General features: G+C 72.9%; 14 protein-coding genes, 1 pseudogene and 1 riboswitch. Of the genes and pseudogenes, 8 read left to right on the top strand and 7 right to left on the bottom strand.

Translation table 11 applies throughout. The features are described from left to right. Positions 1-230, top strand: a pseudogene (locus UW392_RS40855) (8-amino-7-oxononanoate synthase); the annotation flags it as partial. A 42-nt stretch (positions 231-272) separates the two neighbouring features. Here the strand turns inward: UW392_RS40855 and UW392_RS40860 are convergent. Both UW392_RS40860 and UW392_RS40865 read right to left on the bottom strand, forming a co-directional pair. Continuing rightward, positions 273-533, bottom strand: a complete 261-nt coding sequence (locus tag UW392_RS40860) for a DUF397 domain-containing protein (protein WP_320780332.1) — start codon at positions 531-533, stop codon at positions 273-275. Between the two features lie 9 nt (positions 534-542). Then, positions 543-1403, bottom strand: a complete 861-nt coding sequence (locus tag UW392_RS40865; protein WP_320780333.1) for a helix-turn-helix transcriptional regulator — start codon at positions 1401-1403, stop codon at positions 543-545. A 223-nt stretch (positions 1404-1626) separates the two neighbouring features. Here UW392_RS40865 and UW392_RS40870 point away from each other — a divergent pair, with 223 nt between their 5' ends. Beyond that, on the top strand, positions 1627-2091 hold the full coding sequence (locus tag UW392_RS40870; protein ID WP_320780334.1) for an ATP-binding protein: 465 nt from the start codon (positions 1627-1629) through the stop codon (positions 2089-2091). A gap of 92 nt (positions 2092-2183) precedes the next feature. Here UW392_RS40870 and UW392_RS40875 read toward each other — a convergent pair whose 3' ends face one another. Next, the gene (locus UW392_RS40875) at positions 2184-2657 is read right to left on the bottom strand and encodes a C40 family peptidase (RefSeq protein ID WP_320780335.1); all 474 of its coding nucleotides are present in this window, start codon (positions 2655-2657) and stop codon (positions 2184-2186) included. Positions 2658-2660: 3 nt separating this feature from the next. After that, positions 2661-2874, bottom strand: a riboswitch (cyclic di-AMP (ydaO/yuaA leader). Positions 2875-3373: 499 nt separating this feature from the next. On the opposite strand from UW392_RS40875, the gene UW392_RS40880 reads away from it, so the two are divergent. From UW392_RS40880 to UW392_RS40905, 6 genes are all read left to right on the top strand, one after another. Continuing rightward, complete coding sequence (locus UW392_RS40880) at positions 3374-3676, top strand: urease subunit gamma (RefSeq protein WP_320780336.1); 303 nt, start codon at positions 3374-3376, stop codon at positions 3674-3676. Between the two features lie 11 nt (positions 3677-3687). Beyond that, positions 3688-3999, top strand: coding sequence for an urease subunit beta (locus UW392_RS40885; RefSeq protein WP_320780337.1), 312 nt, complete (start codon positions 3688-3690; stop codon positions 3997-3999). Then, positions 3992-5713 (top strand): urease subunit alpha, encoded by a 1722-nt coding sequence (locus tag UW392_RS40890; RefSeq protein WP_320780338.1) that lies wholly within the window; start codon positions 3992-3994, stop codon positions 5711-5713. Before UW392_RS40885 ends, UW392_RS40890 begins: the two co-directional genes overlap by 8 nt. Continuing rightward, complete coding sequence (locus tag UW392_RS40895; RefSeq protein ID WP_320780339.1) at positions 5713-6375, top strand: urease accessory protein UreF; 663 nt, start codon at positions 5713-5715, stop codon at positions 6373-6375. Before UW392_RS40890 ends, UW392_RS40895 begins: the two co-directional genes overlap by 1 nt. A gap of 116 nt (positions 6376-6491) precedes the next feature. Beyond that, complete coding sequence (ureG, locus tag UW392_RS40900; protein ID WP_320780340.1) at positions 6492-7172, top strand: urease accessory protein UreG; 681 nt, start codon at positions 6492-6494, stop codon at positions 7170-7172. Continuing rightward, positions 7169-7945, top strand: coding sequence for an urease accessory protein UreD (locus tag UW392_RS40905; RefSeq protein ID WP_320780341.1), 777 nt, complete (start codon positions 7169-7171; stop codon positions 7943-7945). The genes ureG and UW392_RS40905 overlap by 4 nt, the downstream gene beginning before the upstream one ends. Positions 7946-7957: 12 nt before the next feature. Here the strand turns inward: UW392_RS40905 and UW392_RS40910 are convergent, their stop codons facing one another. From UW392_RS40910 to UW392_RS40925, 4 genes are all read right to left on the bottom strand, one after another. Then, positions 7958-8992, bottom strand: coding sequence for an NAD-dependent epimerase/dehydratase family protein (locus UW392_RS40910; RefSeq protein WP_320780342.1), 1035 nt, complete (start codon positions 8990-8992; stop codon positions 7958-7960). 78 nt (positions 8993-9070) lie between these two features. After that, positions 9071-9793, bottom strand: a complete 723-nt coding sequence (locus tag UW392_RS40915; protein WP_320780343.1) for a lysophospholipid acyltransferase family protein — start codon at positions 9791-9793, stop codon at positions 9071-9073. Positions 9794-10015: 222 nt separating this feature from the next. After that, positions 10016-12772 (bottom strand): helix-turn-helix transcriptional regulator, encoded by a 2757-nt coding sequence (locus UW392_RS40920; protein ID WP_320780344.1) that lies wholly within the window; start codon positions 12770-12772, stop codon positions 10016-10018. Between the two features lie 63 nt (positions 12773-12835). After that, a complete protein-coding gene (locus UW392_RS40925; protein WP_320780345.1) occupies positions 12836-13477 on the bottom strand; it encodes a DUF4389 domain-containing protein in 642 nt (213 codons plus the stop codon). Positions 13478-13622: the final 145 nt, after the last annotated feature.

Consider the following 13622-nt stretch of genomic DNA (forward strand, 5'->3'; position numbering starts at 1 on the left):
GGCTGGCGGCGGTGCGTCCGGACGCCGCGGTGGTCTCCGTGCGCGCGCCCTCCGCGCGGGAGGCGGTGCGCTGGGCGGCGGCGTGCCGTGCGGCCGGCCTGGCCGTGGGGTGCTTCCGTCCTCCTTCCGTGCCCGACGGCATCTCACGGCTCAGGCTGACCGCCCGTGCGGACCTCACCGAGGGCCAGGTCGAACGTGCTGTGCGGTCGATCGGCGAGACGCGACCATGAGTCGGCGTGACACGGCCGTGCGTCGCTCGACGCCGCACGCGGTTACCTCAGGTGGAACGCGGTGGTGAAACCGGCCCAGCTGCGCAGGGAGAAGAGCAGCGCGGGCCCGGCCGGATTCTTCGAATCGCGCACGGCGAGGAGTCCGGCCCAGGGACCGGCCGACGGACGGGCCGTCTCGACACAGTTGTTCGCTCCGGTGCTGTAGCTGCTGCGCAGCCACCGCACCCCGTGCAGTCGCGTACTGGATGGAAGGTGCCTGGACGGGATGTGCCTGTGCGGGATGTGCCTGGGCGGTGCGGGCATGGTGCCTCCTTACGCGCCGGCCGCTGTCGCGGCGAGGAAATCCAATGAGTCGTCGGGCGAAAGGGCGTGCACTTGCAGGGCGTTGAAGGCCTCGGTGTAGGCCTCCAGGTCTTCTTTCCGTTCGAGATAGAGGCTACTCGTCAAGTGGTCGAGAACAACCACGTCGAGATCCGAAGTGCTCGAAAAGGAGAAAATAACGAAAGGACCAGTGACTCCGATGTGGGCTCCGGCAGCGAACGGCAGTACCCGCAGGCCGACATGAGGCAGACGGGCCGCGTCGACCAGCCGCTGGAGCTGCCGGGCCATGACCCCCGGACCGCCCACCTCCCGGCGCAGTACCGCCTCGTCCAGTACGGCGCTGAGGCGCAGGGGCGTGGGGGAGCGCAGGACGTCCTGCCGGGCCAGCCGCACCTCCACCAGTGCGTCCACCCGCTCCTCCGACAGGCCGTCCATCGCGGCGCGGGTCACCGCACGGGCGTACTCGGGTGTCTGGAGCAGGCCGGGGACGACGGTGGTCTCCAGTGTGCGCATCGCGCTCGCCTGGGACTCCAGGCTGATGAAATCGCGGTAGTCCGGCGGGAGCACGCCGCGGTAGGCGTGCCACCAGTGGTGCCGGCCGCCGTCGTCCTCGGAACCCGCGAGTGCCAGGACGACCCCGCGCAACTGGTCGTCCGCGACGCCGTACACGTCCAGAAGTAACCGCACGTCCGCCGGTTTCGCGCCGCTCGTGCCCGTCTCGATACGGCTCACTTTCGACTGGTGCCAACCGGCGAGGCGAGCCGCCTCACCGCTGGTGATCCCCGCAGACGTGCGCAGGGCACGCAGTTCGGCACCCAGTTTTCGACGGCGCACCACGGGCCCGTGCCGCATGGGAGAACTCCTTTACTCCTTTTGAGTCGCCCAAAAAAGGTCTGCCGTCGCAGAGTTCACCGCTTCGAGCGACAGATATATGCATATCTTGGTGGATCGCCACCCTTCACCGGCTCGGTGGTGGCAGGCTGGCGACGAAGCACAGTCCGGGACCGTACTCGAAACCAGTCGCTCCGAACCATCCGCTCCGCGTCGGGTCCCGTCGGAAAGGGTTGAGGTCGCCATGGCAGACCACCTGGAAGCATCCGTCACTCTGCCGAGCGAACCCGCGTCGGTCTCGGCCGCCCGGACCTATGCCGTCGGCACGCTCGCGGAGTGGGGGCTCGCGGCGGGCACGGAGGTGTCCGACACCGTCCGGCTCATCGTCTCGGAGCTGGCCACCAACGTCGTGCAGCACACCCTGGGGCAGTCGCCGTTCTTCACGGTGGACCTGACGCTCGACCGGGACGAGCACCTGCGCGTCGGCGTCACCGACAGCCATCCACGCTTTCCGAAACGGCTGCCGGCCGCTGTCCAGCAGGACAACGGCCGGGGCATGGTGATCATCCGGTGGCTCGCCGCGGAGTGCGGCGGAAGACTGCGGGTCCGCCCCACCGGGGAGGGCGGCAAAACCGTCTCGGTGGAACTCCCGTGGACGGCAGGACGGGAACGCGTCCCGGGCGACCGGCGCGAGCCACGTCACGCCTGAGAGCGCCCGTGCGGGCGCGGCGGACCCGAGGGAGCGCGACGGACCCGAGGGGGTGACCGCACGTCAGGGAGGCGGTCACCCCCTCGGGTGGCTCACTTGACCCGTCCGTACCAGACGCTCTTGCTCCAGATCTTCTGCAGCCGCACCACGTCACCGGTCTTCGGGGCGTGCCAGATCTTCCCCTTACCGGCGTAGATGCCGACGTGGTACACGCTCCGGCCCGAGTGGAAGAACACCAGGTCACCGGCCTTGCGGCTGGACGCGGAGATATGGCGCGTGCGGTTGTACTGCTGGGCCGCCGTGCGCGGCAGCTTCTTGCCGGCCTTCTTGAACGAGTACAGCGTCAGCCCGGAGCAGTCGAAGCGGTGCGGTCCGGTGGCCCCGTAGCGGTACGGGGCGCCCTTCTTGGAAGCCGCGATCTTCAGCGCCTTCGTCGCAGGGGCCGCCGCGGCGGCCTCGGAGGCGACACCGGGAACGACGATCGAGCCGCCGACGGCGGCGATGGTCAGGGCCGAGGCCGTACCGGCGCGGGCCATGAGCGACGGGACACGATTGAGCGCAGTCATGCGCAACCCTTCGTCAGCCGCCTGTGAAGGATGACCTGTCGGATTCGGGCTGGCGAAGTTGCCCGGCCGCACGGATGCGGCTTCACCCCAAGGGCTGCTCGGCCCGGCCATGGCGCGACCGTGCCGGCGACCCGTCGTGCTCGGGTCCTCCACTCCTGCCGATCCACTCCTGTCGACCGGTCATCCGGGCGGCGGCAGGACTCGGCGTCCGCCCGGATCGCCCCGCCGCGGTGGCGGGGTCTTGTCGTCAGACAGGGATCTTGACGCACCTGAGCCGCTATAACCCAACGGAACGTGGAGTTTGTGTTGTTACTCACCACTCATCCGTTCGGGTGGACGGCTGCCCGTTCGGGCCGGCGCGGCAGCTGTGGACCACCCCCCGACCAGCACCGGAAGGCTGCGCTCCGCTTCATCCCCGGGCGCCGTACGCAAGCCGGACGGGCCCGGAGGACGACGCTTTCGTACGCCGAAAGGGGGTACGCCGTTCGGTCCACCGCGTCGGCGGCGAGGACGCGCCCCCGTACGGTCACGCCACGGCAAGGCCAGGCAAAGGGACGGCCAAGAAGTCGCCCGGGGCAACGAGGAGTGATCTTGCCGGGGTTAACGTGACCGAAACCCGGCGCAACTAGCCTGCCACTCCGGCCACCTGCGACGTTGCCCCGTGGCTTCGGCAACCGGACCCCGCACGGTCCGGTCGGAGGAGTGTGAGGTGGGACGTGCAACTGACCCCGCATGAGCAAGAGCGGCTGCTGATCCATGTGGCGGCCGACGTCGCGGAGAAGCGCAGGGCCCGGGGGCTCAGGCTCAACCACCCCGAGGCCGTCGCCCTCATCACCTCGCACATCCTGGAGGGTGCCCGGGACGGCCGTACCGTCGCCGAGCTGATGTCCTCCGGCCGTGAACTGCTCACCCGGGACGACGTGATGGAGGGCATCCCGGAGATGCTCCACGATGTCCAGGTCGAGGCGACCTTCCCGGACGGCACCAAGCTCGTCACCGTCCACGACCCGATCGTCTGACGGGGGCCACCGTGATTCCCGGAGAGATCCTCTTCGCCGACGGCCCGATCGTGTGCAACGCGGGCAGCGAGACCACCCGGCTGACCGTCCTCAACGCGGCCGACCGGCCCGTCCAGGTCGGCTCCCACTACCACTTCGCCGAGGCCAACCCCGGGCTGGAGTTCGACCGCGCCGCGGCCCGCGGGAAGCGGCTCAACATCGCCGCCGGTACGGCCGTACGCTTCGAGCCCGGCATCCCCGTCGACGTCGAACTGGTCCCCCTCGCCGGTGCCCGCGTCGTCCCGGGACTGCGCGGCGAGACCGGAGGTCCCCTCGATGCCTGACATCTCCCGCGCCGCCTACGCCGACCTGTTCGGCCCCACCACGGGCGACCGCATCCGGCTCGCCGACACCGACCTGCTGATCGAGATCGAGGAGGACCGTGCCGGCGGCCCCGGCAACTCCGGCGACGAGGCCGTCTTCGGCGGCGGCAAGGTCATCCGCGAGTCCATGGGCCAGTCCCGCGCCACCCGCGCCGACGGCACCCCGGACACCGTCGTCACCGGCGTCGTCATCGTCGACCACTGGGGCATCGTCAAGGCCGACGTCGGCATCCGCGACGGCCGGATCACCGGCATCGGCAAGGCCGGCAACCCCGAGACCATGGACGGCGTCCACCCCGACCTGGTCATCGGCCCCGAGACCGAGATCATCGCCGGCAACGGACGCATCCTGACCGCCGGCGCCGTCGACGCCCACGTGCACTTCATCTGCCCGCAGGTCGTCGAGGAGGCCCTGGCCGCCGGCGTCACCACCCTGGTCGGCGGCGGCACCGGCCCCGCCGAGGGCTCCAAGGCCACCACCGTCACCCCCGGCCCCTGGCACCTCGCCCGGATGCTGGAGGCGCTGGAGGCCTACCCGGTCAACATCGGCCTGCTCGGCAAGGGCAACACCGTCTCCCACGAGGCGATGCTCTCCCAGATCCGGGGCGGCGCCGTCGCCCTGAAGATCCACGAGGACTGGGGCGCGACCCCCGCCGCCATCGACGCGGCCCTCACCGTCGCCGACCGCACCGGCGTCCAGGTCGCCATCCACACCGACACCCTCAACGAGGCCGGTTTCGTGGGCGACACGCTCGCCGCGATCGGCGGCCGGGGCATCCACGCCTACCACACCGAGGGCGCGGGCGGCGGGCACGCGCCCGACATCATGACGGTGGTCTCCCAGCCGCACGTCCTGCCCAGCTCCACCAACCCCACCCGGCCGTTCACCGTCAACACCGCCGAGGAACACCTCGACATGCTGATGGTCTGCCACCACCTCAACCCGGCGGTCCCCGAGGACCTGGCCTTCGCCGAGTCCCGCATCCGGCCCTCCACCATCGGCGCCGAGGACATCCTGCACGACCTCGGGGCCATCTCGATCATCTCCTCCGACTCCCAGGCCATGGGCCGGATCGGCGAGGTCGTCCTGCGCACCTGGCAGACCGCCCACGTCATGAAACGGCGCCGCGGCGCGCTGCCCGGCGACGGCCGCGCCGACAACCACCGCGTCCGCCGCTACGTCGCCAAGTACACGATCAACCCGGCCCTCGCCCAGGGCATGGCCGGTGAGATCGGCTCCGTCGAGACCGGCAAACTCGCCGACCTGGTCCTGTGGGAACCGGCGTTCTTCGGCGTCAAGCCACTGCTCGTCATCAAGGGCGGCCAGATCGCCTACGCGCAGATGGGCGACGCCAACGCCTCCATCCCGACCCCGCAGCCGATCCTGCCGCGCCCGATGTACGGGGCGATCGGCCGGGCCCCGGCGGCCAACTCGGTCAACTTCGTGACCGACACGGCGATCGAGTACGGCCTGACGGAGCGGCTGGAACTCGGCAAGTCGTTCGTCGCCATCACCTCCACACGCGGCGTCACCAAGGCCGACATGCGGGAGAACGACGCGCGGCCCGAGGTGACGATCGACCCCGACAGCTTCGCCGTGCACATCGACGGCGAACTGGTCGAGGCCGCCCCCGCCGAGGAACTGCCCATGGCCCAGCGCTACTTCCTCTTCTGATGTCCCGGGCAGCACTGCTGGTCCTCGCCGACGGCCGCTTCCCCGCCGGAGGGCACGCGCACTCCGGCGGCGCCGAGGCGGCCGTCAGGGCCGGACGCGTCACCGGCGCCGCGGACCTGGAGGAGTTCTGCCGGGGCCGGCTGCACACCACCGGCCTGGTGTCGGCCGCGCTCGCCGCGGCGGCGGCCCTCGGCGCCGACCCGGCGGAACTGGACGCCGCCGCCGACGCGCGGACCCCGTCGCCCGCGCTCCGTACCACCGCGCGGAAACTCGGGCGGCAGCTGACCCGGGCCGCCCGCGCCACCTGGCCCTCCGCCGAACTCGACGCCCTCGCGCGCGCCTTCCCCAAGGGCGCCCACCAGCCCGTCGTCCTGGGCCTCGCGGCACGGGCCGCCGGGCTCGGACCGGGTGACGCGGCGTACTGCGCGGCGTACGAAGGGGTGAGCGGGCCCGCCACGGCGGTGGTGCGGCTGCTCAGCCTGGACCCGTTCGACGCGACGCGGGTGCTGGCGCGGCTCGCGCCGGAGGTCGACCGGGTGGTCGATCTCTCCGTGGCGGCCGCGGGGCGGGGGGTCGACGCGTTGCCGAGTGCGGCCGCGCCGCTGATGGAGATCGCGGCGGAGGCGCACGCGGCGTGGGCTGTGCGGTTGTTCGCGTCGTGAGCCGTGTTCCTGGGGGCTGCGCCCCCAGACCCCCCTTCGGCCTGCGGCCTCGTCCTCAAACGCCGGACGGGCTGAAAGAGACGCCGGACAGGCCGGCAGAGAAGACAGGAGCCGTCATGCATCTGGGACACGACCACGGTCACGGGGCCGCCGCCGTCAGCGCGGACGCCCGTCGGCCCGACGGCACACGGCGGGCGCTGCGGGTCGGGCTCGGTGGACCCGTCGGGTCGGGGAAGACCGCCACGGTCGCCGCGCTCTGCCGCGCCCTGCGCGACGAGTTGTCGCTCGCTGTCGTGACGAACGACATCTACACCCGTGAGGACGCCGAGTTCCTGCTGCGGGAGGCCGTGCTGCCGCCCGAACGGATCACCGCGGTGGAGACGGGAGCCTGCCCGCACACCGCGATCCGGGACGACATCTCCGCCAACCTCGAAGCCGTCGAGGACCTGGAGGACGAGGTCGGGCCGCTCGACCTGATCCTCGTCGAGTCCGGCGGGGACAACCTCACCGCGACCTTCTCCAAGGGCCTGGTCGACGCGCAGATCTTCGTCATCGACGTGGCCGGCGGCGACGACATCCCGCGCAAGGGCGGCCCCGGCGTCACCACCGCCGACCTGCTGGTCGTCAACAAGACCGACCTCGCCCCGTACGTGGGCTCCGACCTCGCCCGGATGGCCGCCGACGCCAAGGCCCAGCGCGGCGGGCTCCCCGTCGTCCTGCAGTCGCTGCGCGGCGGGCCCGGTGTGCGCGACGTCGCCGACTGGATCAGGTCCCGGCTCGCCGCGTGGACGGCATGAGGACGACGGCCGGCCTGCGCGCGACGGCCCGCGTCCACGCCGTCCGTGACGCCCGCGGCTCCACCGTGCTGCCCGTCCTCGACGGCGAGGGCCCCCTCGCGCCGCGCCGGACCCGGGGCAGCGCGGGCGAGGCCCGGGTGACACTGGTCGGAGCGATGAGCGGACCGCTCGGCGGGGACCGCCTCGTCGTCGAGACCCGGGTCGGCGAGGGCGCCCGGCTGCGCGTCGGATCGGCCGCGGCGACCATCGCCCTGCCGGGCCAGAGCAAGGACGAGGCCCATTACGACGTCCGGATCGATGTCGAGGAAGGAGGCGAACTGCACTGGGTGCCCGAACAGTTGATCTCCGTCCGTGGCAGTGACCTGTACGTCACCACCCGCGTCGACCTCGCCCCGACCGCCCGGCTGGTGCTCCGGGAGGAGCAGGTGCTCGGCCGGGCCGGTGAGGAACCCGGCCGCCTCACCAGCCGGCTCACCGTGCGTATCGCCGGCCGGTGCGTCCTCGACCAGGAACTGGCCTGCGGCCCCGGCGCGCCGGGCGGCTGGGACGGGCCCGCGGTGCTGGCGGGACACCGCGCCGTCGGCCAGATCGTCGTCGTACGGCCCGAGTTCGCGGACCGGCCGCCCCGGGCCGGGGTCCACGAGGAGAGCGTGGCGGTGCTGCCGCTCGCCGGGCCCGCGGCCCTCGTCACGGCCCTGGCCCCCGACGCGCTGCGGCTGCGCCGCCTGCTGGACGGAGCGCTGGCCTCGCTCGACCGGGACGACCGGAGCTGACCGGTCCCACCGTCACCCGGGCCGGGACGCCAGCCACGCGTCCTCCGCCGCGTAGTCGAAGAGGTCGCCGTACGTCCGGGCCATCCCCGGGTACGCCTCCCGCCACTCCCGCCCGGCCAGCCGCCGCTCGATCCAGGCGACGGTGTCGGGGAGCGTCTCGGCGTAACCGGCCACCGGACGGTAGCCCAGCTCCCGTTCCGCCGCCGCCGTCGAGCACACCACCGGCACCGGCACCGACCACGGCGTGTCCCCGACCCCCGGCGCCGGGGGCGGGCCGTCCACCGGCACGTCCTCCACCTCCACCCCCATCACGGCGTCGATCGCCCCGGCGATCTCGGCCACCGTGGGAGCCTCCGGGTCCACGGCGTTGAGCACGCGCGTGCCCGGCCGGGCGGCGGCCAGCCGGACCAGTTCGGCGAGGTTGCGCACGCCCGCCGGATGGAAGCGGCTCGCGCCCCCGTAGGCGAGGACCCGGCGGCGCCGCCCGTCGAGGTTGCGCTTGACGAAGTACAGCTCGCGCGGCGTCCGGCAGTACGGCCCGTGCACGGCGCCCGCGCGGAGCAGGGTGACCGGCAGCCGGTCGCCCGCCGCGAGCAGCTCCCGCTCCAGCGCCACCTTCCGGGTGCCGTACGTGGTGTCGCCCGGGGCGACGGTGCGCTGGTCCTCGGTGAGCGGCACCGGGTACTCGGGGAACCCGTCGGGCTCCTCCTGCGTGTCGAAGTTCCGGCCCTTGCCGTCCTCGTACACCGCGACGCTGGAGACGACCACCGCCGAGCCGACGCGCCCGGCGAGCGCGGTCAGCTGCCGCGCGTGGGCCGCGCCGTACGCGACCATGTCCACCAGTACGTCGCAGCCGTCGCCGACCGCCGCGGACAGGGCGGCGTCGTCCTCCCGGTCTGCCCGCACGGCCCGTACGTGCTCCGGCCAGCCCCCGTCCCGTCCGCCGCCCCGCGAGACGGCGGTCACCTCCCAGCCGTCCCCGGCCAGCGCCCGTACGGCCGCCCGTCCGATCTGCCCCGTCGCCCCGACCACCACAGCACGTGTCATACCGGGACCGTAGGCGGCCCCGGCCCACCGCGTCCCGCGCCTCTGCCGACGGCAGAACCCAGGATTCTCATCCGTTCTCTAGCCGAGCGGCATCCTGGGGAAGCGGCGGCCGCGTGCGCCCTCGCCCTCCCGCTCGGCCTTGACGTCGGCGGCGTACCGGTCGACGTACTCCTGGCCGGAGAGCGCCAGGACGGCGTACATGATCTCGTCGGTGATCGCGCGGAGGACCGCCTTCTCGTCCTCCATGCCGGCGTACCGGGAGAAGTCCAGGGGCGCGCCGAAGCGGATAGCGACGGGCCGCGGGCGCGGGAGGCGCCTGCCCGGCGGCTGCGCCTCGAACGTGCCGATCATCGCGCACGGCACCACCGGCACCCCCGCCTTGAGCGCCATCACCGCGACCCCGACCTTGCCCTTGTAGAGCCGTCCGTCGTGCGAGCGGGTGCCCTCGGGGTAGATGCCGAGCAGCTCGTCCCGGCGGAGCACGCCGAGCCCTTCCCGGATCGCGGCCCGGCCCGCCTCCTTCCCGGACCGGTCCACCGGGATCTGCCCGGCACTGCGGAAGAACGCCGCGGTCAGCCGTCCCTTGACACCGGGCCCGGTGAAGTACTCGGCCTTGGCGAGGAACGTGATCCGCCGCTTGAGGACGGCCGGCATCAGGAAGTGGTCCGAGAAGGAGAGGTGGTTGCCGGCGACGATGGCCGCGCCGGACGCCGGCACATGGTCGAGGCCTTCGATCCGGGGCCTGAAGAGGAGTCTCAGCAGCGGGCCCAGTACGACGTACTTGAGCAGGTGGTAGAACACGGCTCGCCCCCAAGAAGCTGCTCGTTCCCGCACGTACGAGAGCGACGCGCGTGGGTGAGGGCCGCACGCACGAGAGCGCCGCACGTACGGGATGTGCCGTAACCGTACTCCCGCACCGGCCCGTCCCGAACGGTCCCGGCCGCACTGATCCGGGGGTATCCCCGGGGTGGTCCCTGGGGTCAGGGACCGGGCGGCTCCCTAACGTTTGCGTTGCACGGGCCGTCAGTCGGCGGCCCTTCCGGACTCTTCCGTAGGTTCCCTCATCCGGGCCGCGAGTTCCACTCTCGACCGGATGCCGAGCTTGGCGTAGGCATGACTCAGGTGGTACTCCACGGTCTTCGTGCTGAGGACCAGTTCCCCGGCGATCTGACGATTGGTCAGACCGGTCGCCGCGAGCTGGGCCACGGCGTGTTCCTGCGGCGTCAGCCGCTCTCCCGCCCAGGCGAGCGGTGCGGCGGCACCGGGGGCGGCCCCGCAGGCGGTCAGTTCCCGGTCGCAGTGGCGCAGGAAGGGGATCGCGCCCAGTTCGGCGAGGCGGCTCCGGGCCGCGCGCAGGTGCTCCAGGGCTGCGGTCCGCCGGCCGGTCCGGCGCAGGAAGCCGCCGAAGTCCAGGTCGAGGCGGGCCTGCGCGAACGGCAGGCCGAGCCGGCCGGACCGGTCGACGGCTTCGGCGAACGCCCCCGTGGCGAGCTTCGGCTCGCGGCGGGCCGCGTGGAGGAGCCCGCGCATCCGGCAGACGTTGGCCAGGGCCGAGGCACGCGAACGGTCCAGCGCCCGTCGCTCCAGCGCCGTCAGCACCCGCTCGGCCTCGTCCGGCAGCCCCTCGGCGATCAGCGCCTCGGCCAGCAGGTCCCGCCAGGGGACGACGCTCGGTTCCGCGGCGAAGTCCAGGTCCTCGTGGACGAGAAGGGTCCGCAGCAGGGCGACGGCCGTCGCGTGGTCGCCCCGGACGGAGGCGAGGAAGGCACGGCCGTACGTCACGAAGATCTCGACCATCGCGGACTCCTCGACCACCGGATCGCCGCGTGCCGAGCCCAGGCACTCCTCGGCGCGCCCGAACTCGCCCCGGGCCGCGAGGGGGAGCGCGGCCTCCGCCTGCACCACCGGCGCGATCCAGCGCTGTCCCAGGTCCTCCGCGATCGACGCGGCGGACTGCCAGTGGGTCATGGCCATGTTCCACGCGCCACGGAGGAACTCGACCTTCGCCAGCATGGTCAGGGCGATCACCCGCAGCGGCACCGGTCCCTGCCGGGTCAGTTCCACCGCCCGTTCCAGGTCCTGCTGGGCCTGGGCCACGCGGTCCGAGTAGAGGTACAGGGAAGCCCTGCCCATCAGCAGTTCGAGGTCCTCGGGCCCGACCAGGGGAGCGGCGGGCAGGGACGCGGCGAGGCGGAACCCCTCGTCGAAGGCGCCCAGGTGCCCGAGCGACGTGAGGTGGATGAAGCGCAGCGTCCCGCCGGACCGCGCCCGGCCGCCGTGGAGCCGGGCCCGCTCGGCCCACCTGCACACCTGGGAGGAGTGGCCCTCCATCATGTGCACCGCCACGTACTGCTCGGCGATCCGTGCCTCCAGCGCGGAGTCGGTGCCCGGCGTGTGCGTCCGCCACGCCTCGTCCAGCAGCACCCGCGCCCGGGTGACACGCTCCGCGAACAGCGCGAGGTGGGCCCGCGCGCAGCACCGTGCGGCCCGGTCGGTCGCGTCCGGGAGCGCCGCCACGACGGCGGCGGCCTCCTCCTCCCGGCCCTCGAAGAGGTAGGCCTCCACCGCCTCGCAGTCGAGCCGGCCCCGTTCCGCGGGACGGGAGGTCAGCCCCGCCGCGTACCGCAGGAGGGGAGCGGCCTCGCCCCAGCGCCCGACAGCGCCGCGCCGGCGGGCCCAGGCGGCGAGTTCGGCGGCCATCCGGTCGTCGGGCCCGAGGGTGGCGCGGGCACGGTGCTGCAACCGCACGAACTCGTTCTCCTCGGCCTCGGCCGCCCGGACGTGCAGTGCGGTGCGGCGGACCGGGCCCAGCCGGTGGTAGACGGCGGCCCGGACCAGCGGATGGGTGAAGGAGATGCCGGCCGTGGCGTCGCCGGGTGTCTCCTGCAGCAGCCCGAGCGCCAGGGCCTCGCCGAGGGCGGCCACCGGGTCGCTGACCTGTGCCAGGGCGGCGGCGCGGCCCAGGGTGCAGCGGATACCGAGCACGGCCGCGGCGCGCACCAGAGCCCGCGCGTCCGGCCCGCAGCGGGCGAGCCGGTCCAGGACGGAGCGGGTGTACGACCGCGGCGCGGGCAGTGTGGCCCCCGGCCACCGGAACGCGGCCTCGGGCGCCTCCTCCAGCAGGGCCCGGCAGTGCAGCGGGTTGCCCCGGGTGTGGCTGTGCAGGCGCAGGGCGGCGTCCGGGGAGAGCGGCTCGGTCAGCAGCCGGGCGCTGAGGCCGATGAGGTCGGCCGCCGCCAGACCGGTCAGGCGCAGCCGCACGGCCGTGTCGTCCGTGACCGTGCGGCGCAGTCCGCCCGGCATCCGCGGATCGTCGGCCTTGCGCACGGCCAGCAGACAGAGGACGGAGTCGGCGCGCAGGCGGCGCAGCGCGAAGGTGAGCGCCTGCGAGGAGGGCACGTCCAGCCAGTGCGCGTCGTCCACGACGACCAGGACGGGCTCGCCGTTCTGCAGCTCCGCCAGGTGTTCGAGGAGCGCGACTCCCGCGGTGGGCGGGTCACTGAAGGCGGTCCGGCCCATCAGCTGGCTCAGCACGCCGTAGGGCAGTTCGCGCTCGTTCTCCTCGCCGACCGCCGTCAGGGCGTTCGCCCGCGCGTGGCCGGCGACGAAACGCCGGAGGAGCGCCGTCTTGCCGATGCCGGCGGGCCCCTCGACGACGGCCAGGCGCGGCCGGCCCTCGGACGCCTCCCGGTACAGCCGCCGCAGTGTGAGCAGCTCACCGGTGCGTCCGAGGAACACGGCCCCTGGTCCGAGTCCCGCCGGCGGTGTCTCATCCGTCACGGCACTCCTCCGGGGGAGCGTCGTCCCCTTCCTGGCCCGGGGGCCGGTGGGCGCGCCCGGCCCTCACGGGACGGCGTCCGGTTCGCGGCCTCCCTGGTCGAGCCGGAAGGGCGGGTACACGTCGGTGAGCAGCGCCGCGTAGGCAGCCACCCGCAGCACCCAGCGGTTGAGCCCGAGTATCAGGTCGAACAGCGGCCGCGGGTACCGGCCGGTGAAGGCCAGCGCGACACCGGCGTACAGCGTGAGCAGTGCGACCAGTCCGCCCGAGAACCACGGTCCGCCGCCGCTGCCCAGGAAGAAGCCCAGCAGCAGGGAGTGCGGCAGGACCAGCAGCCACCATTTCACCAGGACCAGTCCGCGGGAGAGCCGCGGGGGACGGTCCAGTTCGAAGTGCGCCGGATAGTCGGGTACATCGGCGAGGGTGAACGGCGGATAGCGGTCGGTGCCCAGAGCGCCGTAGGAGTAGTAAGTGACGCGCCAGCTCCACCGCAATACACCGGTGTTGAAGTCGAACAGCGGGCGCGGATAGCGGCCCGTGAACAGAATGGCGAAGAACGCCACCACGCTCGTCACCAGGAATGCCGTCCACAGGAAGAAGAGGACGACGTAGTGGGGGACGGCGAGCAGCCACTTCACCAGCCAGAGCCAGCGGGACAGCGGTGCGTCGAGTGTCGCGGTCAGCCGCGCGGGATGGGGCGACGGAATCTCGCTGAGCTTGTTATTTAACCTTTGCGAGCTTTGAGCTGGTTTCGTTCGGCGATGGTCTCGGGGCGTCTGGTCGTTTTCCCCACGTCATGGCGGGGTGCGGGACGTCGGTTCTTCGATCCAAGTGGGCGTCCTGGACCGGGTG

It is taken from the genome of Streptomyces sp. CRN 30 (assembly GCF_034105845.1).